This window comes from Streptosporangium sp. NPDC002607, from assembly GCF_053592655.1.
In genome coordinates this window covers 1-23,678 of sequence record NZ_JBSFWD010000034.1, presented here as the reverse complement: position 1 = coordinate 23,678, position 23,678 = coordinate 1, and the positions used below count along the sequence as shown (strand labels likewise).

Annotated in this window: 26 protein-coding genes; 10 read left to right on the top strand and 16 right to left on the bottom strand. The window is 69.8% G+C overall.

The features are described 5' to 3' along the window. Nucleotides 1-42 precede the first annotated feature (42 nt). The 4 genes from ACWD3H_RS31545 to ACWD3H_RS31530 all read right to left on the bottom strand — a co-directional run bounded on the left by ACWD3H_RS31545 (nt 43) and on the right by ACWD3H_RS31530 (nt 5,887). The gene (locus tag ACWD3H_RS31545; protein ID WP_451957575.1) at nt 43-3,096 is read right to left on the bottom strand and encodes a BTAD domain-containing putative transcriptional regulator; all 3,054 of its coding nucleotides are present in this window, start codon (nt 3,094-3,096) and stop codon (nt 43-45) included. 67 nt (nt 3,097-3,163) lie between these two features. Further along, nucleotides 3,164-4,510 carry a PAS domain-containing protein gene (locus ACWD3H_RS31540; protein WP_451957574.1) on the bottom strand — a complete coding sequence of 449 codons (1,347 nt, stop codon included), beginning with the start codon at nt 4,508-4,510 and terminating at the stop codon, nt 3,164-3,166. 253 nt (nt 4,511-4,763) lie between these two features. Then, the gene (locus ACWD3H_RS31535; protein ID WP_355550060.1) at nt 4,764-5,129 is read right to left on the bottom strand and encodes a YciI family protein; all 366 of its coding nucleotides are present in this window, start codon (nt 5,127-5,129) and stop codon (nt 4,764-4,766) included. Nucleotides 5,130-5,194: 65 nt separating this feature from the next. Continuing rightward, the gene (locus ACWD3H_RS31530) at nt 5,195-5,887 is read right to left on the bottom strand and encodes a DUF998 domain-containing protein (protein ID WP_451957573.1); all 693 of its coding nucleotides are present in this window, start codon (nt 5,885-5,887) and stop codon (nt 5,195-5,197) included. Nucleotides 5,888-6,094: 207 nt separating this feature from the next. Here ACWD3H_RS31530 and ACWD3H_RS31525 point away from each other — a divergent pair, with 207 nt between their 5' ends. From ACWD3H_RS31525 to ACWD3H_RS31510, 4 genes are all read left to right on the top strand, one after another. Further along, a complete protein-coding gene (locus ACWD3H_RS31525; protein ID WP_451957572.1) occupies nt 6,095-7,063 on the top strand; it encodes a GlxA family transcriptional regulator in 969 nt (322 codons plus the stop codon). A gap of 1 nt (nt 7,064) precedes the next feature. Beyond that, entirely contained in the window at nt 7,065-7,685 is a 621-nt protein-coding gene (locus ACWD3H_RS31520; RefSeq protein ID WP_451957571.1) for a DJ-1/PfpI family protein, read from the top strand. A 225-nt stretch (nt 7,686-7,910) separates the two neighbouring features. Next, nucleotides 7,911-9,050, top strand: a complete 1,140-nt coding sequence (locus tag ACWD3H_RS31515) for a sensor histidine kinase (protein WP_451957570.1) — start codon at nt 7,911-7,913, stop codon at nt 9,048-9,050. Continuing rightward, entirely contained in the window at nt 9,047-9,703 is a 657-nt protein-coding gene (locus ACWD3H_RS31510; RefSeq protein WP_355550050.1) for a response regulator transcription factor, read from the top strand. Before ACWD3H_RS31515 ends, ACWD3H_RS31510 begins: the two co-directional genes overlap by 4 nt. 138 nt (nt 9,704-9,841) lie before the next feature. Here ACWD3H_RS31510 and ACWD3H_RS31505 read toward each other — a convergent pair whose 3' ends face one another. Next, complete coding sequence (locus ACWD3H_RS31505) at nt 9,842-10,516, bottom strand: DUF2306 domain-containing protein (protein WP_451957569.1); 675 nt, start codon at nt 10,514-10,516, stop codon at nt 9,842-9,844. A gap of 386 nt (nt 10,517-10,902) precedes the next feature. Here ACWD3H_RS31505 and ACWD3H_RS31500 point away from each other — a divergent pair, with 386 nt between their 5' ends. Next, nucleotides 10,903-11,889 (top strand): NAD(P)-dependent alcohol dehydrogenase, encoded by a 987-nt coding sequence (locus ACWD3H_RS31500; RefSeq protein WP_355550046.1) that lies wholly within the window; start codon nt 10,903-10,905, stop codon nt 11,887-11,889. Here ACWD3H_RS31500 and ACWD3H_RS31495 read toward each other — a convergent pair. After that, complete coding sequence (locus ACWD3H_RS31495; RefSeq protein ID WP_451957629.1) at nt 11,879-12,313, bottom strand: helix-turn-helix domain-containing protein; 435 nt, start codon at nt 12,311-12,313, stop codon at nt 11,879-11,881. The two genes, ACWD3H_RS31500 and ACWD3H_RS31495, sit on opposite strands and share 11 nt — an antisense overlap. A gap of 217 nt (nt 12,314-12,530) precedes the next feature. Between ACWD3H_RS31495 and ACWD3H_RS31490 the strand changes: the two genes are divergently transcribed. After that, nucleotides 12,531-12,755, top strand: coding sequence for a hypothetical protein (locus tag ACWD3H_RS31490; RefSeq protein WP_400700121.1), 225 nt, complete (start codon nt 12,531-12,533; stop codon nt 12,753-12,755). A gap of 112 nt (nt 12,756-12,867) precedes the next feature. On the opposite strand, the gene ACWD3H_RS31485 is transcribed toward ACWD3H_RS31490, so the two are convergent. Together ACWD3H_RS31485 and ACWD3H_RS31480 are read right to left on the bottom strand one after the other, a co-directional pair. Continuing rightward, nucleotides 12,868-14,079, bottom strand: coding sequence for a sensor histidine kinase (locus tag ACWD3H_RS31485; protein WP_451957568.1), 1,212 nt, complete (start codon nt 14,077-14,079; stop codon nt 12,868-12,870). Then, nucleotides 14,076-14,720 carry a response regulator transcription factor gene (locus ACWD3H_RS31480; protein ID WP_451957567.1) on the bottom strand — a complete coding sequence of 215 codons (645 nt, stop codon included), beginning with the start codon at nt 14,718-14,720 and terminating at the stop codon, nt 14,076-14,078. The genes ACWD3H_RS31485 and ACWD3H_RS31480 overlap by 4 nt, the downstream gene beginning before the upstream one ends. 87 nt (nt 14,721-14,807) lie before the next feature. On the opposite strand from ACWD3H_RS31480, the gene ACWD3H_RS31475 reads away from it, so the two are divergent. From ACWD3H_RS31475 to ACWD3H_RS31460, 4 genes are read left to right on the top strand one after another with little or no spacing between them, the layout of a single operon-like run. Beyond that, nucleotides 14,808-15,335, top strand: a complete 528-nt coding sequence (locus tag ACWD3H_RS31475) for a hypothetical protein (protein ID WP_451957566.1) — start codon at nt 14,808-14,810, stop codon at nt 15,333-15,335. Then, a complete protein-coding gene (locus ACWD3H_RS31470; protein WP_451957565.1) occupies nt 15,332-16,384 on the top strand; it encodes a peptidoglycan-binding domain-containing protein in 1,053 nt (350 codons plus the stop codon). Before ACWD3H_RS31475 ends, ACWD3H_RS31470 begins: the two co-directional genes overlap by 4 nt. After that, a complete protein-coding gene (locus ACWD3H_RS31465) occupies nt 16,381-17,034 on the top strand; it encodes an ABC transporter ATP-binding protein (RefSeq protein ID WP_451957564.1) in 654 nt (217 codons plus the stop codon). The genes ACWD3H_RS31470 and ACWD3H_RS31465 overlap by 4 nt, the downstream gene beginning before the upstream one ends. Beyond that, on the top strand, nt 17,031-18,224 hold the full coding sequence (locus ACWD3H_RS31460; protein WP_451957563.1) for an ABC transporter permease: 1,194 nt from the start codon (nt 17,031-17,033) through the stop codon (nt 18,222-18,224). Before ACWD3H_RS31465 ends, ACWD3H_RS31460 begins: the two co-directional genes overlap by 4 nt. A 644-nt stretch (nt 18,225-18,868) precedes the next feature. Here the strand turns inward: ACWD3H_RS31460 and ACWD3H_RS31455 are convergent. From ACWD3H_RS31455 to ACWD3H_RS31420, 8 genes are all read right to left on the bottom strand, one after another. Next, a complete protein-coding gene (locus ACWD3H_RS31455; protein ID WP_451957562.1) occupies nt 18,869-19,225 on the bottom strand; it encodes a hypothetical protein in 357 nt (118 codons plus the stop codon). Next, nucleotides 19,222-19,692, bottom strand: coding sequence for a hypothetical protein (locus tag ACWD3H_RS31450; RefSeq protein ID WP_350955391.1), 471 nt, complete (start codon nt 19,690-19,692; stop codon nt 19,222-19,224). Before ACWD3H_RS31450 ends, ACWD3H_RS31455 begins: the two co-directional genes overlap by 4 nt. 578 nt (nt 19,693-20,270) lie before the next feature. Beyond that, complete coding sequence (locus ACWD3H_RS31445) at nt 20,271-21,149, bottom strand: SDR family NAD(P)-dependent oxidoreductase (protein ID WP_451957561.1); 879 nt, start codon at nt 21,147-21,149, stop codon at nt 20,271-20,273. 140 nt (nt 21,150-21,289) lie between these two features. Beyond that, a complete protein-coding gene (locus ACWD3H_RS31440; RefSeq protein ID WP_355550042.1) occupies nt 21,290-21,868 on the bottom strand; it encodes a TetR/AcrR family transcriptional regulator in 579 nt (192 codons plus the stop codon). Nucleotides 21,869-21,928: 60 nt separating this feature from the next. Next, complete coding sequence (locus ACWD3H_RS31435) at nt 21,929-22,063, bottom strand: hypothetical protein (RefSeq protein WP_451957560.1); 135 nt, start codon at nt 22,061-22,063, stop codon at nt 21,929-21,931. A 492-nt stretch (nt 22,064-22,555) separates the two neighbouring features. After that, nucleotides 22,556-22,792 carry a hypothetical protein gene (locus ACWD3H_RS31430; protein ID WP_451957559.1) on the bottom strand — a complete coding sequence of 79 codons (237 nt, stop codon included), beginning with the start codon at nt 22,790-22,792 and terminating at the stop codon, nt 22,556-22,558. Then, the gene (locus tag ACWD3H_RS31425) at nt 22,789-23,265 is read right to left on the bottom strand and encodes a hypothetical protein (RefSeq protein WP_451957558.1); all 477 of its coding nucleotides are present in this window, start codon (nt 23,263-23,265) and stop codon (nt 22,789-22,791) included. Before ACWD3H_RS31425 ends, ACWD3H_RS31430 begins: the two co-directional genes overlap by 4 nt. Before the next feature lie 80 nt (nt 23,266-23,345). After that, on the bottom strand, nt 23,346-23,678 hold a 333-nt coding region (locus ACWD3H_RS31420; protein ID WP_451957557.1), incomplete at its 5' end, for a hypothetical protein.

The following is a 23,678-nucleotide window of genomic DNA, read 5'->3' as shown; positions in this document are numbered from 1 at the left end:
CTCACCGGGAGCGCTGACAGGCCGGTGACAGCCGGCTGACAGTCAGGAGATGGCTGTCAGCGCATCGTCCCGGCTCAGCGCGGCGCCCCTGGCGAACTCCGCGGCGAAGGCCTCCGCGCCGATGAGCTCCGTGGCGCCCGCGGCGACCCTCGCGACGTCAGGGTCGCCGGTGACGGCCGCACCGCGCAACGCCACCCCCACACCGAGCAGGAACGCGGCCCGCTCCGCCGCGCCTTCGAGCAGGGCAAGCCCCGCGTACCCCTCGGTGACCTGGGCGAGATCCATCGTCACCGCCGGTGACATGCGCGCCAGCGCGAGCGCCTCGCCGTGACGGCGCCCGGCCTCCGCGTGGTCGCCCTCTGCCTCGGCCAGCCGTCCCAGCGCGGTGAGCACGAGCGACGCGATGCTCTCGGTGACGTAACCGCCTGGGCCGACGGCGTCCAGCGCCGCCGCGTAGTGTTCGCGCGCCCGTGCGTGATCGCGGCACCGCCGGGCGAGTTCACCCCAGCCCAGCTCGATCGGCGACGACCGGTGTGACGCGCTCGTCCCGCGCGCCAGCTCGGTGGCGCGCCGCAGGTCGGCGCGGGCCGCGGGAACATCGCCCTCGCGCAGCAGCCCGTCGGCCCTCCGGCAGAGCACGTCCACCATCTCGTCCAGAGCGCCGAGCTGTTCGTGCAGATCCAGTGCCTCCCCCCACAGCCGCCTGGCCCGCGCCCAGTCCCCCCGCCAGCCGGCGATCACTCCCAGCCATTCGAGCCCCTGCGCCATCCCCCAGCGCTCGCCCACGGAGCGGAAGCTCGCCAGTGTCGACTCCAGCTCTCCCTCGGCATCGGCCACGTGGCCGTCAAGCAGGTGCATCAGGGACGCCCCGAGCATGGCCACGGCTCGGCTCCACGGGTCGGAGCCGAGCAGCCGCTCCCGCATCAGGCCGGCCCCGGGAGCCGGTGGCCCCGCGACCATGCCCCACAGAACGGACGTGAAGGGGTAGCGCAGCTCCCGGTCCAGCGACCGCATGATCTCCTCGGCCCGCGCCCACTGCGCCGGCAGGATATGCGGTACGGCCTGCAACACGCACAGGACGTACTCCTCCTCCAGCCCTTCGGGCGGCTCGGTGCCGAACCGTTCGAGCAGCCGGCGCGCCGACGAGACCGCCTGTTCCCGCCGCCCGCTCAGCCACTGGTACGCCGCCAGGGCCGCGATCAGCCGCAGCGCCGTCTCCGGGTCATCCGGTACGGCACGGCCCAGCGCGGCCCGCAGGTTGCTCTGCTCGGCGGAGAGCAGGGCCAGCCATTCGAGCTGCTCGGCCCGGCGCAACCACGGGTCGGCGCGCTGTGCCAGCTCCAGGAAGTAGGCGGCGTGCCCGGCACGCACCCGCTCCCGCTCCCCCACCTCGGCCAGCCGCTCCGCACAGAACAGGCGGATCGTGTCGAGCATCCGGTAGCGGCCGTCGCCTGCCTCGATGAGTGACTTGTCCACCAGGCCGGCCAGCACCTCGCCGGATCCGCAGATCCGTTCGACGGCCTCCAGGGACGAGCTGCCCGAGAACACCGAGAACCGCGCGGCCAGCGCCTGCTCCTCGGGGCTGAGCAGGCTCCAGCTCCAGTCCACCACCGCGTACAGCGTCCGATGCCGTGCCGCCGCGGTGCGATCACCGCGGGACAGCAGCGTGAACCGGCCGTACTCCTTCAGGCGCGCGACGATCTCCTCGACGGTGAACGACCTCAGCCTCGCCGCCGCCAGCTCGATGGCCAGCGGCAGCCCGTCCAGCATGCCGCAGATCTCGGCGACCTCGGCTCTCATGACGGAGCCGGGACGTACGGCGGCGGCTCGCTCCATGAACAGCCGCACCGAGGGATAGCCGAGTGCGTCGTCGAGATCCGTGCCGGGGGGCGGTACGGCCAGCGGCGAGAGCGGGACGAGCATCTCGCCGGTGAGCCCGAGCGGCTCGCGGCTGGTGGCCAGCACGGCCAGCTCCGGGCAGGCGTCGAGCAGCCGCCGGACGAGCGCCGCGGCCGGAGCGATCACGTGCTCGCAGTTGTCCAGGACGAGCAGGAGCTCCTGGTCTGCCAGGGCCGCCACGAGCCGGTCCGTGAGGTCGAGCCGGCCCGGCACCGGTGACCGCAGCCCCGCCTCGCGCAGACCGAGCGCGCCGAGCACCGCCAGGGGGATCTGACCTCCGTCGTCGAGCGGGGACAGATCGACGAAGCACACGTCCCGCGTCAGGCGGCGGGCCGCCTCGATCGCCAGCCTCGTCTTGCCGGTGCCGCCCGTACCGGTCAGGGTGATCAGACGGGAGTCCCGCAGCGAGTCGATCCGGTCCAGCTCGGCCTCGCGGCCCACGAAGCCGGTGAGCTGCGCGGGCAGCCGGTGCCGTACCGTCCCGGGCCTCTCCGCGCCGCGCAGGATCGCCAGGTGAAGCGCCGCCAGTTCCGGCGCCGGGCCGGCGCCGAGCTCGTCCGCCAGCAGCCGCCTGACCTCGTCGAAGACGGCCAGCGCCGCGGCCTGCTGCCCGGAGGCGTGCAGCGCCCGCATGAGCTGGCCCCACAGCCGCTCGCGCAACGGGTTCTCGGCCGCCAACTGCCGCAACTCGGCTATCGAGGTGCCCTCCGGGAGCGCGAGCTCGGCCTCGACCAGGTCCTCCCGCGCCGCCAGCCGTAGCTCTTCCAGCCGGCCCGCCTGCGGCATGCCGGTCGGCGCGGGCCCTCGCCACAGCGCCAGTCCTTCGCTGAGCACCCTCGCGGCATGCTCATGCCGGCCTGCGGTCAGCAGCCTGTGTCCCTCGCGCGCGAGCCGCTCGAACCGGTGCGCGTCGACGTCATCGGGGTCGACCGCGAGCCGGTATCCGGCCCGGTGAAACGTGATCAGGCCGGGCGGCAGGCCGCGGCGGAGCCGGGACACCTGGGCCTGGATCGCGTTGGCCGCACCGGCCGGAGGATCGTCACCGTACTGCCCGTCTATCAACCGGTCCACGCTGACCAGCCGGCCCGCGTCGAGCAGAAGCAGCACCAGCAGGGCACGCGACCGGGGGCCGCCGACGGAGACGGGTTCCCCCTCCTCCGTCCGCACCTCCAACGGCCCCAGGATCCCGAACTGCACGAGACCGATTGTGGCCTATGCGCCCTACTTCATGAGGATCAGCGCGAACCTCGCGGCCGGACCCGGCTCAGAACGCGTCGCGGTACCCGGTGGCCGCGGCCCTGATCCGGTCCACCTGCGCCTCCAGCTCCCGGACATCGAACGGCACGGCCGAGGCCTCGAACTCCCTGCCCAGCGCGTGCAGCATGTCCAGGCCGTCCCAGATCGCGGCGAACTCGTCGTCGATCGGCCGCACCAGATCACCGAGTGCGCCCTCGACCCGGTGACGCAGGACGAGCATCCGCCACTTCCCAAGGAACCAGCGGAACTCCGTGAGCCGCTCGCCCGCCTCGGCGATCTCGGAGACGACCTCGCGCAGTGTCTGGTTCACCTGCTGTGCCCTGGCCGACATCTCCAGCACGCTCTCCTGCACGGCATCGCAGAGCTGGGGCACCTCGCTCAGCGAGGTACGCGGCGCGATACCGTCCGCGACCTCGGCGGCGAACGCGGCGACCATGTCGTTGTGCAGGCTCGCCAGCACGATCCGGAAGCGCAGGTCCGTGACGTACGAGCGCAGCGCGGCGAGCCTGGGCACCAGCCGCTCCAGCGTGCCCATCGCGGTGCGCGTCGGCGTGGCCATCACCCGGGCGACGTTGCTCAGCACCGGTACGGTGTCGGCGACCGTCTCGGAGGCGACCTGGGCTCCGGCGACCACCTCGTCGAGCCGGCGGGCGACGTCGAGCACCTGGGTGGACGACCGCATGAGCCGGTCGCTGAACACCCGATAGCTCTCCAGCCGCTCCACCAGGCCGGTCAGCAGCGTTTCCAGCGCTCCGACCCCGGCCAGCACCTCCGCGATCGGTCCCCGCGCCCAGGACCGGGCATAGGTCGCGGACGCCAACCGGCCGCGCGCCGCGACCTCGGCGGTCAGCGCCTCGGTGAGGAAGTCGTCATGCGAGCCGAATCCGCGCTCTCCCAGCAGCTGTTCGATCTGTTCCCTACCGAACAGCGCCACGTCACGCCGGTTCATCCGACCGCGCTCGGCCGCCTCGAACTCGACGTCGGCGACATACTTGTATATGCGCTTGACCTCCTCGAACAGCTCGGACCGCGGCGCCATCCGAACCGACAGGAAACCCTCCGCCGAGGGCGTCATGGTGGCGAAAACCCAGTAGTGGCTGCCGTCCTTGGCCAGGTTCCGCACGTAGGCTCCCGCTGGACGCCCGGAGAGCAAGCGGTCCCACAGCAACCGGAAGACCCCGGCAGGCATGTCGGGGTGGCGCACGATGTTGTGCGATGCCCCGGTGAGCTCGTCCAGGGAGAACCGGGAGGTCCGGACGAAGACGGAGTTCCCGCTGCGGATCAACCCGTGCCGATCCGTCGTGGAGAAGAAGAGCTCCTCCGGACCGATGACCTGCTCCAGTCCGCTAGGCACGATCAACTCGCCAAAACCCATCGTCCGCCTTCCAATCTCGGGAGACGATATCAGCCGGACCCCATGGCCCCAGGTGGAGGTCACGGCCGCGCGCTCCCTTCCCCGGGACGCCCGACCTCGCCTGCCGGCGATCCCGCGAACGACTCCCGGTGTACGCGTCCAGCCCGTGAGTACGTCCGGCCGCGAAGGTGCCGGGAAACGCACGAACCCCCGGCCGGGGTTCCCGGCCGGGGGCTCGTGCACGGTGGTGGGATCAGGCGGGGGCGGCGAAGTCCTCGGGGCCGAAGACGCGCAGCACGTCGGCCTCGCCCTCCCAGCCCGCCCAGTGATCCCGGTGGATCTTCAGGAAGCGGGAGGTCCACTCGACGGCCTCCTCCTTCGAGCGGACCTGGTAGAGCGCGTAGCTGATCAGCTCCTTCGCCTCGGCGAACGGGCCGTCGGTGACGCTCAGCCTGCCCCCGGTGAGCTCGACCCGCGCGCCCTGCGCACTCGGGGCCAGCCCGGCGGTGTCGAGCAGCGCCCCGGCCCCGGTGGCCTCCTCGCCGAGCTTGGCGATGGCCTCCATCAGCTCCGCCGGCGGCGGGGTGGTGGGCTGGTTGGTGACCCTAAGAATGATCATGTATCGCATCGGATGTCTCCTTCGATCTTGTTTTCTTGACGGTGTGGTGCGGGGATCGGGTGCGCTCAGGCGTGCTGGGGGGCGGTGTGCCGGTACAGGTGCAGAGACAGGGCCGAGAGCCAGGCCCAGACGATCACTACCCCGGAGGTGAAGACAAGGTTGGCCCACGGGGCGCCCGCACCGGTCGCGATGGCGGCGAAGGCCGCGAGGAACAACCCGCCGGTGAGCCGGGAGTAAAGCACCCACCCGGTACGGCCCGCGGCGGCGAACCTGCGGCCGATGACGAAACAGGTCACGATCACGCACAGGAAACCCACCGCGCCGCAGGCGAAGTGGAGCGTCCCGGACAGGCTCACCGCCCCGGGCCCCTCCGGCGTCCCCACCGGGAAGCCCATCGCCGGATCCGCCCGGAAGATCCCCGCGCCGATCAGGCTCACCCCGTACATCCCGACGAGCCGGGGAGCCCAGGTCGCGCCCCGCCCGCCGGCCAGGGCCCGGCCCAGGCCGACCGCGCAGGCGATGACCATCAGCCCGGCGGCGACGAAGTTGGTGATCTGGATCCAGCCGAGGTCGCCGTTGGCCAGCATGCTCCATGCGTGGCGGGAGAGGTCGAATCCCTCCCGGGTCAGCGCCTGGACCAGGGACACCCCGACGTACACCGGCCCGGCGATGATCCCGTAGCCCAGCAGCGACCTGGTGACACTGGTACGCGGGTCGCAGGTCACCGGGGGCGCGGTCCTCGTCAGCTGCTGGGTCATGGCCGTTCTCCTTACGAGTCCTGGGCCGGCTCTCGGGTGTTCCTCTCGGCCCTCTGACCACGCTTCGAACGAGACCGCCCCGATTCGACAGCCCGCTCAAATCTTTTTCAAGATCTTTTAGCACCACTGTGCGGCGCTTCGTCATGGCCGGATCTGCAAGATATGTGTCCTTTCAGCCATCGCCACGGATGGCCAAGCATGGGCGGTATGCCGAAACGCGTCGTCATCGTGCTTTTTGACAGCTTCCAGTTGCTCGATCTCGCGGGGCCCGCCGATGTCTTCTCCGCGGCCGGTCTGCTGAGCCCCGGCGCCGACTACCGGGTGGAGGTCACGGCCGTCCACGCGGGAGCCGTGCGCTCCCTGTCCGGTGTCACGGTGACCGCCGAGACACCGCTGCGAAGCGTGCGAGGTCCGATCGACACGCTGCTGGTCGTCGGCGGTCTCCCGGCCCGCACGGCTGTCGCCGACACGGCGGCGTTGGTACCGGAGGTGCGCAGGCTCGCCGGGGAGTCAGGTCGTATCGGGTCCATCTGTTCGGGCACGTTGCTGCTGGCCGAGGCCGGCCTGCTGGAAGGGCGGCGGGCGACCACCCACTGGGCGGTGGGGGACCTGCTCGCCCGCGAGCATCCGAACGTACGGGTGGACGCCGACCGTATCCACGTACGCGACGGCAACGTGTGGACCTCGGCGGGGGTCACCTCGGGGATCGACCTCGCCCTTGCCCTCGTCGCCCACGACCACGGGCACGACCTGGCCAGGGAGATCTCCCGCTGGCTGGTCGTGTACCTGCAGCGCCCAGGCGGGCAGAGCCAGTTCAGCACGCCGCTGAGCGCGCGGACGCCGAAGCGCGAACCCCTGCGCGACCTGCAGGGATGGATCGAGGAGAACCTCAGTGCCGACCTGTCGGTGGAGGTTCTCGCGGGACGCGTGAACACGAGTGTCCGCCACTTCTCACGCGTGTTCAGGGCCGAGGTCGGCGTGCCACCCGCACGGTATGTCGAGCACGCACGGACGGCGGCGGCCAAGCGACTGCTGGAGAGCACCGATGAGCCGCTCGACCGGATCGCCACCCGGGTGGGGCTGGGGACGCCCGAGACCCTCTATCGCGTCTTCCGCCGGCATCTCAAGATCTCGCCGGGAGGTTACCGGCGCAGGTTCCGTGACAAGGAGAACTGACATGCACATCGCCATCCCCCTGTACCCGGGTTACGACGCCATGGACGCCCTGGGGCCGTACTTCGTGCTCCGGAACATTCCCGGCGCGACGGTCACCTTCGTGGCCGAACGGCCAGGCGTCATCGCCGACGAGGAAGTCACGCTGACCGCCACCGCCTCCTTCGCCGATCTGCCCAGACCCGATGTCCTGGTGGTGCCTGGCGCCAAGAACGTGCAGCGGAGCATGGCGGACCAGGAATTGATCCACTACCTGAAGGCCGTACACCCGACCACCACCTGGACCACCTCGGTATGCGTGGGCTCGCTCGCGCTCGGCGCGGCAGGCCTGTTGGAGGGAGTCAGGGCGGCCACTCACTGGGTGGCCTACGACCTGCTCGCACAGTTCGGGGCGCGGCCGGTCAACGAGCGCTTCGTCAGAGACGGCAAGATCATAACTTCGGGCGGCGTGCTGGCCGGCATCGACATGGCGCTCTACCTCACGTCCCTGCTGGCGGGGCCGGACATGGCCATGGCGATCCAACTCGGGTTGGAGTACGCCCCGCAGCCACCGTTCAGCGCCGGGACGCCGAAGACCGCCCCCGGAGAGATCACCGAACTGGTGCGCTCCCTGCTGAGAGATTGACGTCGGTACCGACGGTGTCGTGGCCGACGTCCGCCTCGCGGATCCGCACGGTCGGCGTCGCTCAGTGGGGTACCGGCGTGAGCACTGTCTCACCCGCGGGCACCCGATCGACCGTGAGACAGCGGCGCGGTACGGCCCCCCACATCTCGGGGCCGCGCGACGGTGAAATGTGCGTCTTGTACTTTGGGCCGCCCCGAGCAGCGTGGACTTTCGTACCATGTTCATGTGCTCGCCCTTCTTCGCTCCGTGTGGGACGAGCCCCGCCCTCCCAACCCGCCGTCGCGGGCTTGGCGGGACTGGGCACTCGTGGGAGTACTCGTGGCGGTCGCGGTGCTCGAAGGAGTTCTGCGGCCTGATCTTCCATGGCGGGCCGTCTCGGTGACCGTCACCGTCGGGCTGGTGCCCACGCTGTTGTGGCGCCGGACCAGGCCGCTGCTGATGGTCGTGATCGTCTTCGCCACCACGAGCCTGGCCCCGCTGCTGACGGACGGCGACGCCCTGGAGACGTACACGATGGTGTACGTGCTGGTCCTGCTGTACTCGTTGTTCCGGTGGGGATCGGGGCGCGAGGTCGCGATCGGTTTGACGATCATGCTCGTCACGGTCTCCCTCTCGCTGTTCTCCGGCCGCCTCACCCCCGGCGACACGGTCGGCGCGTTCGCCGTCACGTTCTCGGCCGTCGCCCTGGGCGGGGCGCTCCGCTACCGGGCCGGGGCGAGAATGCGCGAGCTCGACCAGATCAAGCTGCTCGAACGCGAACGGCTGGCCCGCGACCTGCACGACACCGTCGCCCATCACATCTCGGCGATGGCGATCCGAGCACAGGCGGGCATCGCCACCTCGGCGTCGCGGCCCAACTCCGCGACCGAGGCACTCCACGTGATCGAGGCCGAGGCGGCACGCGCCCTCGACGAGATGCGCGCCCTGGTCCGCCTCCTGCGCCGGGACCAACCCGCGGAGTCGGCGCCCGGCCGTCGCATCACCGACCTCGAACAGCTCGCGAGCCCGGGCCGCTCCGGCCCGTCCGTCGACGTGGAGATCTCCGACGACATCGGTGACCTTCCCCTGCCGGTCGAGGCTGCGATCTACCGCATCGCCCAGGAGTCGGTCACCAACGCTCGACGGCACGCCCGTCACGCCACCCGCATCGAGGTTCGCGTCGCCGCCGACGACACATCGGTGCGCCTGCGAGTGAGCGACGACGGCGACAGCGGCCTGGTACGCCCGGCCGGGTCACCGGGATACGGGCTCATCGGCATGATCGAACGTGCTGACCTGCTGGGCGGCACCTGCGAAGCCGGCCCCGCCCCGGATCGAGGCTGGACCGTGACCGCCGTACTGCCCCGAACCGGAGCGGTGACATGAGCATCCGGGTGCTCGTCGCCGACGACCAGGAGATCGTCCGCACCGGGCTCACCATGATTCTCGACGCCCAGCCGGACATCGAGGTCGTCGGTGAAGCCGCCGACGGGTGGCGGGCCGTCCAGCTCGCGCGGCGCCTACGCCCTGACGTGTGCCTGTTCGACATCCGCATGCCCGGCCTCGACGGCATCGGAGCCACCCGCTCCCTCGCCGGGCCGGGCATCGAGGACCCCCTCGCCGTCGTCGTCATCACCACCTTCGACCTCGACGAGTACGTCTACGCCGCGCTGCGAGCCGGTGCCCGGGGTTTTCTGCTCAAGAACGCCGGAGCCGACCTGCTCTCCCAGGCCGTCCACGCCGCCGCGAACGGCGACGCGCTCATCGCCCCGAGCGTCACCGCCCGACTGCTGGGAACCTTCGCCCGCACCGTGCCCGCCACACCGCCGGTGCGCCCCATCGAGGCGCTCACGGCCCGGGAGGAACAGATCCTGGCCACCGTGGCACGTGGACGGACCAACAGCGAGATCGCCGACGAGCTGCACATCTCTCTCAGCACGGTGAAGTCCCACATCGCCAGCCTGCTGGCCAAGCTGGGCGCCCGCAACCGCGTCGAGATCGCCATGTGGGCCTACGAGACCAACCGGGTCAGGAACTGAGCCGGGTACGGCGACGCCCCCTATACCGTGACCACCGGCCGGGTCGCCGGATCCCTCGCCGCGACGGCTCGGTGCGGCTCCGCTCCCGCCGTGGCGGGCCGCGGGCCGGGTTTCACCCACCGCCTCCACGACGCCCCCTTACCCCCGGTGACGGGTCCCCGTTCCTCCGCGGCCGGTGAGACCCGCCCGCGGAACATCGGCGGAGCCGGTGAAGGTACGGGGCGGACGCCTGCGGATGAACCACTCGGCCACCGCGAGGTTGATCACCCACCCGGCGCCCACGAGCAGGGCTCTGGGGAACTCCCCAGGTGTGCCGAGGAACAGGAACCAGAACAGATGGGTCAGCACCTGCGTGCCCGCGCCCAGACCGATCGCGTAACCGCGGATCATCCAGGCGCGGTGCCTGGCGACGTCCCGTCGCCGGATCGCGGCGAAGCCGAGAACAATGGCCAGGACCATGGCCGAGCCGAACACGAGCCGGAACCCGGCGAGGAGATCGCCGTCGCCGACGGGGCGGGGATAGAACAGGGTCATCCACAGCCCCGAAAGCGCTGCGACGAGTCCAGATGGGACCAGAACCCGCCCGGCGACGCGGTGCCAGGCGGGCCTCCGGCGGCGGAAGCCGGGAGCGAACTGAAAGGCCCCCAGAATGCTGTACAGGCCGACGCTGAGGATGTGCAGCACCACAGGCAGGGGCGCCGCGAAGAACCGTGCGTTCTCCGATGTGATTTCCGCGCCGCCCGTCAGCTCGGTCAGGCGGACGGCTCCGGCGGCCATCGGAACAGCGCTGAGCACGACCAGCGCAGCGGGCACGAGCCAGTTCGCCCTGGCGGAGAAGGCTACGGCGGAAGTCCCTGTTGTGTTCCGGTCATCCGCCGACCGGCCGTTTCGCGGCGACTGCGGAGACGGAAGGTGTCCTGTCAGGCTCTCGTCGGTCATGACCTGATCGTGACGACTGAGACAGCGGCGGCTCATCGGTAGAACGGCCTGATCTGAGCCAGCCGATCATCCGCCAATCAGGCGTACTTTCGGCCGATGAGCCCTCTGTAGCAGCCTTCTACGCTGATTCCCGGTGGCTCGAGACACGCTTGTCGCCATCCGGCCGGCGATGCCTCCGCCCCATCGATACGGGCCACAACGTCGACCACGAATCTGCGGCACGGCTGACACCCGCACCCGCGATGGATAAGGAGAATGTGATGAAAGCGTTCGTCCTACGTTCGTACGGCTCACCCGACGTACTGGATCTCACCGACATCGACAAGCCCGTGCCCGGCGACGACGAGGTGCTGGTCCGGGTGCGTGCCACCTCCGTCCAGCCCTATGACTGGCACTTCATGAGAGGGGAGCCGTACGTCTCGCGGCTGATGAGCGGCGGCCTCGGGCTGCGCAAGTCGAGGATCGACATCTTGGGCGCCGACATGGCGGGACAGGTCGAGGCGGTCGGCAAGGACGTGACGGAGTTCCGCCCCGGCGACGAGGTGTTCGCGATGCCCAAGCAGGGCGGCTTCGCCGAGTACGTGTGCGTCCGGGAAGGCGAACTGGCGCCGAAACCGAAGAACCTGTCGTTCGAGCAGGCGGCGGCGGTACCGCTGGCGGCCAACACCGCCCTGCTGGGCCTGCGCGACAAGGGACGAGTCCAGCCGGGACAGAAGGTCCTCGTCAACGGCGCTTCGGGAGGTGTGGGGACGTTCGCCGTGCAGATCGCCCGGGCGATCGGCGCGGAGGTCACCGGCGTCTGCAGCACGCGGAACGTGGGCCTGGTCCGATCGATCGGCGCGGATGAGGTCATCGACTACACCAAAGAGGACTTCACGCGGAATGGACAGCGCTACGATCTCCTGCTGGACATCGCGGGAGGCCTCTCGACGTCGGCATGCCGGCGGGTGTTGGCCCCCAGGGGGGCCCGCGTCATCATCGGCGGGCAGGCCGGCCGGTGGCTGCAACCCGTTGGCCACATGTTCTCGGCGCTCATCATGTCGCGGCTCATGTCCCAAAGGACGATCATGGCGGACGTGGTCGGATGCACGGAGAACAAACAGAACTTGATGACGCTGACCGAGCTCATCGAGGGCGGAAAAATCACTCCGGTCATCGACCGGTGTTACCCATTCGAAGAGATCCCGGCGGCCATCGGATATGTGGAAGAGGGACACGCTCCGGGAAAGGTCGTCGTCACGGTTTGAGGCACCACCGGATCCGCCACGCGCACGACGCTCGGCCGGGCCGATGCCCCGCCTGCGGAGGACCCCTTGATCGCCCAAGGGGCCTCCGCGTTCGGTCACTCCTCCGAAGAGCGTCAGCCCCACCGGGCAACAGACGCCGGTGCCGCCGATGCCGCAGTAGCCGCCGGGGTTCTTGTATCGGAGTCGGGGCGACGGTGAGCGCCGCGAGAGCCACCGCCTTGCCGAAATCTCGCCGTTTCGTCGGATCGTCATCTCCCCGATGGCCGAACCGGAGCAGATGGAGAGGCACTCCGAGTCGGCCTGATATCTCCCGGACTTGGTCAATGGTGAGCGGCTGTCGGTGCCGGAGCACCTTGGAGACCCAGCTCTGGGAGTAGCCCACCGCCTCGGCGAGCTGCTCCTGTGTCCATCCGTGCGCTCGCATGGCTTCGGCGAGGACGGTGGGGATGTCGCATTCCGCGAGCGCGGACGCCACACGAGGGGAAGACCGGAACTGGGGCGGCAAGCTGCCGCTCGCTCGATCCATGACGTTAGGTTAAGCCGGATCACCTCGGCGCGGCCGTATTCGTGACACGAATAGAGCCACTACTGGCAGTGCTGGGCTGTTCAGCGCGTGTGCCGTCCTTCGTGATGATCGCGTCATGCATCGCTTGCCACTCCGGGCAGCCAACCGATTACTGACGGCGCTGGAAGATCTCGGCATCGCGGCTGACGTTCACGAGGGCTACGGGATCGCGCTGGTATCGGTCTGGGTGGATCTTGTGGTCTGGACCGATGGCGCGTCCTTCTCCTGGTGGCTGTCGGAACTGATCCGCGAGGCACTTTCGGAGATTCCCTCAAGGCGAAACGCAAACTCGGCGCCCTAAAGGTCCGTACTCATTCCCATCCCTCGCTTTGATCAGACGCTGCGACCGGCTTCGCTCTCAGGCTTGGGCGGCTATCCGCCCACGTGGATGTGGCGAGATCTGGGGCGCCCAATCAATGGGCGCGATCTGACGACTGCTCGCGCGGTGCAGGCCCGGCCGCTGGAACCGTCAGAGTGACGCGCAGGCCGCCATCCGGGCGGGGAGCGGCGGTGATCGCACCGTCGTGCACGGCGGCGATCGACGAGACGATCGCCAGTCCCAGCCCGAACCCGTCCGACGTGGTGCGATCGTGCAGGCGCTGGAACGGCTCGAACAGGGCGTCGACGCGATCCGCGGGAACGTCCGGTCCTGTGTTGGTCACCGAAAGCGTGACCCGCTCGTCCATCGCGGAGGTGGTGAGCCAGATGTCGCCGCCGGGCACGTTGTAGCGGATCGCGTTGTCGACCAGGTTGGCGACGAGCCGTTCCAGCAGCACGGGGTCACCCCACGTCACCACCGGCTCCAGCATCGCGTGCAGGTTCCGGTCGCCGAGCCGGAGGTCGTCGAGGACGTCCTCGGCCACGGTGGCCAGGTCGACCTTCTCCCGGACGCTCAGCCCGCGCTCGTTCCGCGCCAGGGTGAGCAGGGCCCCCACGACCGCCTCGGCCTGGTCGACGGCGACCCGGACGTCCCGGCCCATGCTCAGCAGCTCCGCCTCCGTGGGTGCCCGCTTGCCGAGGACGACGTCGACGGTGGCGCGCATGACGGTCAGTGGCGTGCGCAGCTCGTGGCTGGCGTTGGCGATGAACCGCCGCTGGCTCTCGAACGCGGCCTGCAGGCGGCCGAGCATGTCGTCGAAGGTGTCGGCCAGCTCGTGCAGCTCGTCGCGCGGGCCGGTCAGCGACACCCGCGCCGACAGGTTGTGCTCGGACGCGGCGCGCGCCGCCGCGGTGATGCGGTGGACCGGGCGCAGCACCCGCCCGGCGACGATCCACCCGGCGAGCGCGGCGAGGAGGATGACCACCACGAGGGTGATCAGCGAGTACCGCAGCAGGTGCGACAGGGTCCCCTCGCGCTGGCCCGCCGCGCCGGCCACGACGCCTTCCAGGTAGGCCAGGTCGCACTTGGCCTGAAGCGCGGGGTCGGCGTCCACGCGGAGGGCCTGCCCGCAGTACGTAAGGAACTGCTCGGCATTGTCCGCCGGGCGCGTCCCCGTGCCTTGGATCTCGGGAAGCCCGGCCACGAGGAAGTAGGTGATGGCGACAACGATCGCCCCGCACGCCGCGAACAGGCCGGTGTAGAGCAGCGTGAGGCGGACCCGGATGGTGAGGCGCGGCCGGGTCACAGCCGGTAACCCCGTCCGACGACGGTCTCGATCACCGGCGGCGGACCGAGTTTGCGGCGTAACCGGGTCATCGTGACCGAGACGATGTTGCTGAACGGGTCGGCGTTGGCGTCCCAGACGTGCTCCAGCAGCTCCTCGGTGCTGACCACGCCGCCGTCGGCGGCCATGAGCATCTCCAGGATCCCGAACTCCTTACGGGTGAGCGACAACGCGCGGGTGCCACGGCTGGCCCGGTGGCGGGCCCGGTCCACGACCAGGTCGCCGCGGCGGACGATCGGCGGCGCGGACGGCGCGCGGCGGCCGAGCGCGCGCACCCGGGCGACCAGCTCGTGAAACGCGAACGGCTTGCCCAGGTAGTCATCGGCGCCCAGCTCCAGCCCGTCGACCCGATCGTCGACCCCGGCCGCCGCGGTGAGCATCAGGATGCAGGCCCTGCCACTGGCCAGCGACCGGCACACCTGATCGCCGTGGACCCCGGGCAGGTCCCGGTCGAGCACGATCACGTCGTACGCCGTGGCGGCCGCCTCGACCATGGCGGCCGCTCCGTCGGTGACCACGTCGACCGCCATCCCGGCGTCTCGGAGCCCTTCGGCGATCCGATGGGCCAGCGTGACGTGATCCTCGACCACCAGGATTCGCATGAGGTCATTCTGCGTCGCCGGGCATGACATCGGTCCGACATCGGACGTAGCGGTGCTGTCACCGGCCGCGGCGTAGACCTCGACAGCATGAGACCAATTCTCGTGATCCCCGTCCTGCTGTGCGGGCTGGCGGTCGCCGCCTGCACCAAAGCCCCCGAGGGCACCGGTATCGCCTCGGCGACCAGCGGCACCGCAAGCGCGCGCCCGTCCGCATCCCCGGCCGGCGATCCGGCCGCCTACGTGAAGTGCATGCGGGAGCACGGCCAGACCATGCCGGATCTCGGCCCGAACGAACCTCTCAGGCTCATCCCGCCGAGCGGCGAGCAAGCACGCGCGTGGCGAACCGCCCACCAGGCGTGCCTGCGCTTCCTCCCGGAGGAGATGCGGGAGAACGGCCCCCCGCCAGAGGAACTGGAGCAGCTCCGGGCCTTCGCCGTGTGCATGCGCGCCCACGACGTCGAGATGACCGATCCCGACCCAGCCGACGGAAACATGGTGATCAAGGGCCGATTCGCGAACGTCACCCGGGCCCAGCTCGACAGCGACCCGGTCTACAAGGCGGCCATCGAGACCTGCAAGGACAAGCTGCCCCAGGAACAGAAGGAGGGGAAGTGAACCGGCCGACCCGGACGGCGCTGGTGGGCGGGTCGGCTCTGCTGGCGATCGTGGTGGTGACGGCCGCCGCGATCGGCTTCGGCGGGAAGAGCCCGTCCACCTCGTCGAGCACCACCAGGGCACTACCCGCCACCGCTCCGGTCACCCGGACCACCTTGACCCGGAGCCAGCAGGTGAACGGGGTGCTGGGCTACGGGGCGTCGGTGACCGTCGCCGGACGCGGCTCCGGCACCCTCACCTGGCTACCGCGCCTCGGCGCCACGATCAAACGCGGCCGGTCGGTCTACCGGGCGGACGACGACCCGGTGCCGCTGTTCTACGGCAGGCTTCCGCTCTACCGGCAGCTGCGCATCGGGGACGCCGGCAGGGACGTCGAGGAGGTGGAGCGTAACCTGGCCGCCCTCGGCTACCCGGGTCTGACCGTGGACCGCCGGTACACCTGGGCCACGGCGGTCGCCGTACGCCGGTGGCAGAAGGATCTCGGGCTTACCCAGACAGGTGTCTTCGACCCGGCGTCCGTGGTGATCGCGCCCGGCGCGATACGGGTGGCGTCACTCACCGGGCGGCTCGGCACCCCCGGAAGCGGGCCGATCCTCGCCTACACCCGCACCACGAAGGTGGTCAGCATCGCCCTGGACGTGGCGCTGCAAACCCTGGTCAGGCGGGGGCTGCCCGCGACGGTCGAACTCCCGGACGGCAGGACCGCCAAGGGCAGGATCGCCGAGGTAGGCACCGTGGCCACCCCCGGGCCGGACGAGCAACGCCCCGCGACGATCGACGTGACCGTGACCCTCCGGGACCAGTCGAAGATCGGCCGGCTGGACCGGGCCCCGGTCGTCGTCAGCCTGGTGTCGGACAGCGTGCGCGACGTGCTCACGGTCCCCGTCGCGGCGCTGGCCGTGCTCGCCGAGGGCGGTTACGGCCTGCAGGTGGTGACCGGCTCCATCAGCCGGTACGTGCCCGTGCGTCTGGGCATGTTCGGCGACGGCCGGGTGGAGGTCAGCGGTGACGGCATCACCGAGGGCACCCGCGTGGGGGTGCCCGAATGATCGTCCTCAGCGGAGTGGGCAAGACCTACCCGGGCGGCTTCCAGGCGCTGCGCGACGTCTCGCTGACGATCGACGCCGGCGAGCTGGTCGGCGTCGTCGGCCCATCCGGATCGGGCAAGTCGACGATGCTCCATCTCATCGGGGCGCTGGACCTGCCGACCAACGGGACGGTGACGATCGCCGGAACCGACGTGTCCCGGCTGCCGGACCGGAAGCTCTCGGCGCTGCGGGGGCGCACCGTCGGCTTCGTGTTCCAGCAGTTCCACCTCGCGGCGGGCGTACCGGCGGTGGACAACGTGGCCGACGGCCTGCTCTACGCCGGCGTCCGGCTGCGCGAGCGACGCCGCCGAGCGACCGCCACCCTGGAGCGGCTGGGACTGGGCGACCGGCTGGACCACCGCCCGCACGAGCTCTCCGGCGGGGAGAAGCAACGGGTGGCCATCGCCCGCGCGGTGGTGGGCGATCCGCCCGTGCTGCTCGCCGACGAGCCGACCGGCAACCTCGACTCCGCCTCGGGCGCGGAGGTGATGCGGCTGCTGCGGGACCTTCACTCCACCGGCACCACCGTCGTGGTGATCACCCATGACCGGGACCTCGCCGCAGGGCTGCACCGCCTGGTGCACGTACGCGACGGGCAGGTGGTCGCATGACCGCGCCGTCGCATCTTTCGCCCGCGGACGCCTTCCGCGTCGGCGCCGCCGGTCTGCGCGCCCGGCCACTGCGGGTGTTCCTGTCCGCGCTCGGCATCGCGCTCGGCATCGCCGCGATGGTGTGCGTGGTCGGCATCGCGAGCTCCAGCCGAGAGAGCCTCAACCGGCAGCTCGCCGCACTCGGCACGAACCTGCTGCGAGTGTCCCCCGGGCACACCCTCCACGGCGACCAGTCGCACCTGCCGGAGGAGTCGGTGGCGATGATAGGCCGGATCGGCCCGGTGCTCTCGGTGACGGCCACGGGGACGCTGACCAGCGCCAACGTGTACCGGAGTGACCGTGTCCCGCCGGGCGAGACGGGCAACCTGACGGTGATGGCCGCTCGGACCGACCTGCTCGGCACAGTGGGCGCGAGCGTGGCCAACGGGATGTGGCTCAACGCGGCCACCGTGCGGTACCCCGCCGTGGTGCTCGGGGCCTCGGCGGCCAAGCGGCTCGGCGTCGTCAGGGCCACCCCGGACGTGAAGGTGTGGCTGGGCGGCCAGTGGTTCACCGTCGTCGGCGTCCTGCGCCCGGTCGTCCTCGCGCCGGAACTGGACTTCGCCGCCCTGGTCGGCTGGCATGCGGCGAAGTCCACCCTGCGCTTCGACGGGTATCCGACCACCGTCTACACCCGTACGCGGGACGACGCCGTACTGGCGGTGAAGGCTGTCTTGGGCGCCACCGCCAACCCGGAGAACCCGAACGAGGTGGACGTGTCGCGGCCGTCGGACGCGCTCGCGGCCAAGCAGGCCACGGACACGGCCTTGACCGGGCTGCTGCTCGGCCTCGGCGCGGTGGCCTTGCTGGTCGGCGGCGTGGGCGTAGCGAACACGATGGTCATCTCGGTGCTCGAACGGCGCGCGGAGATCGGCCTGCGCCGGTCGCTGGGCGCCACCCGGGGACATATCAGGATCCAGTTCCTCGCCGAATCCCTGCTGCTGTCGGCGCTCGGTGGCGTCGGCGGCGCACTGCTGGGGATCGCCGTGACGGGGGCGTACGCGACGTACCAGAACTGGCCCGCGGTGGTGCCCGCGTGGGCCGGCGTCGGCGGCGTGGTCGCCACGCTGGTGATCGGCGGTTTCGCCGGCATCTACCCGGCCTGGCGCGCCGCCCGCCTCTCCCCCACCGAGGCCCTTGCCGCCCCCTGACCACATCCTCTGAACAGCCCAAACGCCCCGAAGCTTGATCGCTCCGGGGCGCTTTGTGTTGGCCCTGACGGAGGGTCACGGGGCGGCAAGGGCCTCGGTGGGGAGAGGCGGGCGGCGCCCCTCATGACGATGGTGTACATGCCCCTTCTGGGATGGGCCAACGTCAACGGGGAGGCGGGTTGAGCCCAGCAACGGGCCATATGTTCGATGGGCGGCCGAAGTCGTCAAGCTCAGCTGCTGAGGCAGGCGAAGACGCTCGGGCAACCGCAGAACTGAGTGACGAACTGCGTGACAATCGCCGCGCACACCAACGGACGTCAGCGGATCTTCTCGAAGGCAGATGCCCTGCTTGGGGAGCTACACGGGAGGCTGTGAACGCCTGTTCCAGTTCCCTCGTAATGAAGGGGCGCAAGCAACCGGCGCTTGGCAGCAAAACGGCTCACGCTCACAGGGCCAGCGCGAGCCGTACAGCAGGATCCGAAGATCTACTCCTTGGTCGGGTCCAGGCCCGTCTGGCAGGAGCTCCACTCAGATGGGTCACCTAGCTTGACGTTGGTGCCCCCAATGCCGCAGTGGCCACCGGGGTTCGGGAGGCTGCCGCAGTCTGGACGAGAGATCACCTGGTTGGATTCCCGCCTCCTGTTTCAGCCGTCGGTGTCTTTCGGGTGACGAGGTGAGGCATAGACGATCCAGACAGTGCGAGTGGCGTCATCAATGGCATAGCGGACACGCCCGCCGCTGGTGACCTCGAATTCCCATTGCTCCAGGTCCTTGCCATTATGACGATGAGTCGCGAGGTCGCCGCGTAGGCGATGTTGACGCTCATGATCCGCCCGTGAGCGTGGATCAGCGCGTAGCGCCTCGAAACATCGGCGTGTGTTGCCCAGGGCGTGACGGCACAATTCCTCCCACCCCTTGACCGCATCACCGGTACCGAACCGGATATCCCACTCGTCGTCCGGAGGCGGGACCGTGACCCGGTCACCACGCTTCGGACTCACGCTGAAACCTCTACCGGCCCGAAGTCGCCACTTGTGGCCTTGCGAGCCTGGGCGTAGTGGGCGGGGTCGGCCTTGATCCGAGCGGTCGCCCGCCAGCCTGCGATGACTTCCTGTGTCGTGACATCGACATCCAGTTCCGCGGCATCAGAGAGCGCTTCCACCAGTTCGAGGGTGAAGGCACGCAGTTCGGCGGAGGTGAGGTGGCGAACCCAGGGGAAGACCTCGGGCATGGCGATGACCAGCGCGCGGGCGGTCGGATCGTGCTTGATGAGGGCGAGGAACAGACGAGATGCCGTAGCCAGCGTCTGCCCGCGCTGATCCTCACGATCGGCGGCGGTCAGGTAGAAGTCCGGGGCATCGCGGTGGGTGACACGTACTCGACCGAGGCGCGCGGCGCGTTCGGCGACGGCCCGGGGGTTTCTCGACAGGTCCGAGAAGGTGACGGCGTCGGCGTTGCTGGTGCTCACTCTGCCATCGTAAGTCAGAACACGTTCTGAACTTGGTGAACCGGGAAGGAACGTCACGCGATCGCCTGTCAGTAAGCAGGCCAAATCGAGCTGCCGAACGACTCTCACAGTCATGAATCGTGCAGCAGCCCTTAGAAGGTCGCCCCGAATCAGTTCCCAGCTCAATGAAGGAGCAACGGCGAAGCCGCGCAGACGAACACGGCTCACGACCAGAAAGGCAGAGGCGAACCCCCACAAGCGGGTGCGGCTCACCCCCAGAAGGCGGGCGAGAGCCGTACCGGTGAAGTCGGCGCTACTCCTCTGTCGGAACCGGGCCCGTCTGGCAGGCGCCCCACCCCGACGGGTCACCTGGCTTGACGTTGGTGCCGCCGATGGCGCGGTGACCTTCAGGGCTTGCGCGCGGCCGCGCACCTCAGAGGGCGGGACCCGGAGCCCCCGGAGCTCCAGAATCGCAGAGCCGGCACAGGCCGGGGTCTCCGGGAGTACGGGGCCCGTGCGGCGGATTTCACCTCCATCTGGCCGGCGCCGCAGATCCCACGGCTGGGCCGATCTGTCCGGCCTTCTCTCTCGCGTGAAGGTCAGGTTGAGGTGAGCGGGGCCAGCTGCCGGCTGAGCCGGAGGACGGCCTCGGCCATTCGGGAGTCGGTGACGGGACGGAAGGGCGCGACGGGACGAGCCTCGGGTCCGATGACCAGGCCGGTCCGCCCGTCCAGTGAGGCGTCGGCCGCCGCGAGGACCGACGACCGTGCGGCCAGTGACGCGGAGCCGGACGTGGCGCGTTCGAAGGTACGCCGGACCAGCGGCCAAAGCAGCCGCAGCCCCGGCGAGACGATCTTCGGCGACCGCATGGTGCCGTCGGTCATCGCGGTGGCCGCGCCACCGGGATCGGCCGCGAAAACCGAGATGCCCGTGCCTCGCAGCCGCTCCGCCAGATCCAGCGTGTAAGCGAGGTTGGCGAGCTTCGCTCGGCCGTACCAGTGAAAGCCGTAGTAGCCGCCCGGCGGCTCGGCGGCATCGAAGGAGCGTTTGGCCGTCCGGACCGCGCCCGAGGTGACATTCACGATCCGGCTCGGTCCTCCGGCCCGGAGCGGCTCCAGCAACAGTTCGGTCAGCAGGTACGGGGAAAGGTGGTTGACGGCGAACGACGCCTCGATCCCGTCCACCGTCTGCTGCCGATCTGCGAACATCGCCCCGACATTGTTGACCAGGACGTTCAGCGGGCCCTCTCCCGCGAGCCGGGCGGCCAGCCCTCGGACGGAGTCGAGCGATGCGAGGTCGGCGGCGACGAACCTCGCCCCCTGCCCTGTCGCCACCGCGTCGATTCTCTCGACCGCGCGAGCACCTCGCTCAGCGTTCCGGCCGATCACGGTCACCGCATGACCTGTCGCCGCCAGCCCCATCGCGGTCTCCAAGCCGATTCCTCCGGTCCCCGCCGTCACCACGGCCCGTTTGCCCATGGCCCCGCCCTCCATTGGTCGAACGCTACCGGATAGCCATCCGCTTTAAGGCTCACACCGTAGCATAAATGGATGACTATCCGCTTAGCGGAGACGGGCGTGCGGCAACGAACTCCCAAGCTGCGGGTTCCAGGCTGCCGTCAACGCGAGGGGCGCAGGCCCTCAAGGAGGACGTCGAGGTAGATCTCGGCATGCTCGGTGTCGTTGCCACCGGAGCGGACCGCGTGCTCGATGCCGCAGAGCAGACGGCGGACATCGTCCGCCTCGATGCCCCGCCGGATGGCGCCCGCGCGGCGGGCACGGTCGAGCAGCTCCGCGACGGCACGGTCCAGCTCGACCTTCATCGCCGAGGTCTGCGCATCGGCGTCGCTGGCGGATTCGAGCACCGCTGCGAACCCGGCGTCGTCCAGCATGCGTCCGAGAGTGAAACGCAGAAGACGATGCAGACCCGAAAGGGCGTCCTCGTCGGCCGCCGCAGCCTGCGCCTCGTCGACGAGCTGCTGGAAGCGTTCCGCCAGCAGCGCCTCCAGCAGCGCGTGCCGGTTGGGGAAATGCCGGTACACGGTCCCGACGCCCACTCCCGCGAGCCGGGCGATGGTGTTCAGCATGAGCGAGTCGTCACCCATGGCCAACTGCTCGCGGGCGACCTTCAACACCCGTGCGCGGTTGCGTGCGGCGTCCGCGCGCAACGCCGTCCCCCGCTCAGCACTGGGTGTCACGGGCACAGCCTAACGGCTTGCCGGTCAAGCCGATTCGAGCGCGGGCCGGCGGTCAGTGCTTCATGAGAAGTCGGCATCCTTTTTGTCCACCGAGGCCACCAGGCCGTCGATATCGCGATGACCCGCTGACAGACGTTCGACTTCAGCGTCGACGCGGGCGGCAGCGAAGTCATCGGCATCGAGGTACGCAAGCATCGCCGGGCCCAGGACGTCGTGGACCGGAAGCCGGGCGGGGAGCCGCGAAAGATCAATGCCGGTTCGGGACCAGGCCCGTCTGGCAGGCCCCACTCAGATGGGTCACCTGGCTTGACGTTGGTGCCGCCCATCGTCCATTGCCAGGTGGCCCGTGAGCTTCGAGCTTCGACGGCCTCGCGGTCTTCCCGCGCGTTCGTGCACACCGTCCTCGTCAATGGTCGTCATCGGAGGTCGGCGGTGACGAGCAGACGGATCTGGGCGTCCACCCACGCGTCAGCCATCCGGCCCGTGTCCTCGCCGTCGAGTACCGTTCCCCAAGACAAGCTTGCGCAAGCCAGTCGGTTCCTCAGCCTCGGGACTCTCCAACAGCTTCAGGACCTTGGGTACGGCGTCCGCGGTTACCGAGACCTGAGAGTGCCGCAGGATGCGCGTAGCGACCCGCGGATGAACGTCCAGGGCCGCCAGGAGCGAGGCGCAGCGATCGTTGTCGGCTCAGTTGAAGACGGAGACACGGATGCGGTGGCGCTGTGGTGTGTCGATTTCGTCGATCACCGCCACCGCGAGGTCCGCATAGGACAGCTGCGCGGTTGTCGACTGCGGCATGGTCTCTCCCCCGATCCGGTAGCGGCCGGTCCTGGGGCCTGCCGATTCCAGCAGCGCAGGCGGGGTCGGCATGAGCCAGTCGACGACTGTGTCCGCAACGGCCCGATCCCGGAATTCTGTTCTCATTGGTCGACGTAATCGAAGTAGACGCTGTCCGTCTCCGGATCGAGGTAGAACGCTCCGGAGTCTCCTTCGCTCGTCACCTCAAGGTCGAAGGATCCGCTCCGGACCCACCGGGCGCCCGCGGGCATGAACTCGGCGAGCGGCTCCGGAGGCGAACTCGGCGTCTCGGGCTCGAAATCCCACTGTGGCGTTCCCACGACGGCGGCGACGGTGCCTGCTCTCAACTGGGCGATTCCCACCAGTCGAACGTCACTGGGGCCCGGAGCGGACAACCTGGAATCGCCGCCCAAGACGATGCCGAGCCAGTGCGCGCCAGACAACCGGCCGAGCGCGGCGAACCGGCGTTCCAGCGGCTCCAGGTCCATGCGGACCCGGTCGTCATCCGCGCCTTGCGCAGTCGATGCACACGCCGCGAGCACCGCCACCGCACCGAGCAGGAGCACCCCCCGGCGTCCGAGATCCACCAGGCCGCCCATGACGCCGCGCTCCTCAGGATTTCCGCGCCCAAGGCGTGATCGCATCGGCCGGCTCATGGCCACCCCCTGTAAATGATCATCTAGTCGGCTCCACGCATGTTCTTCCTGGAGAGGAACAGCAGGATCGTCGCGGCGACGTAGAGGAGCCAGATCATGATCGCCAGCCAGGCGGCCAGGTGCGAGTACCAGTCCAGGACTTCATCGGCCCGGAAGGCCGACGTCAACCACAAGAAGGAACAGAGCAGCGTGTACGGTACGAGGCCCACCGCCATGGCGGCCCGCGTGCCCGGCGTCCCGCCTCGTCGCCATGCCAGAGCTGCCAGCGCCAGCGTGATCGCCCCGACCATGGCGTAGGAGTACAGAAGCGTCTGGGCCTTGTCCAGCGCGAACTCGGTGTAGAAGCTCACCCCGTC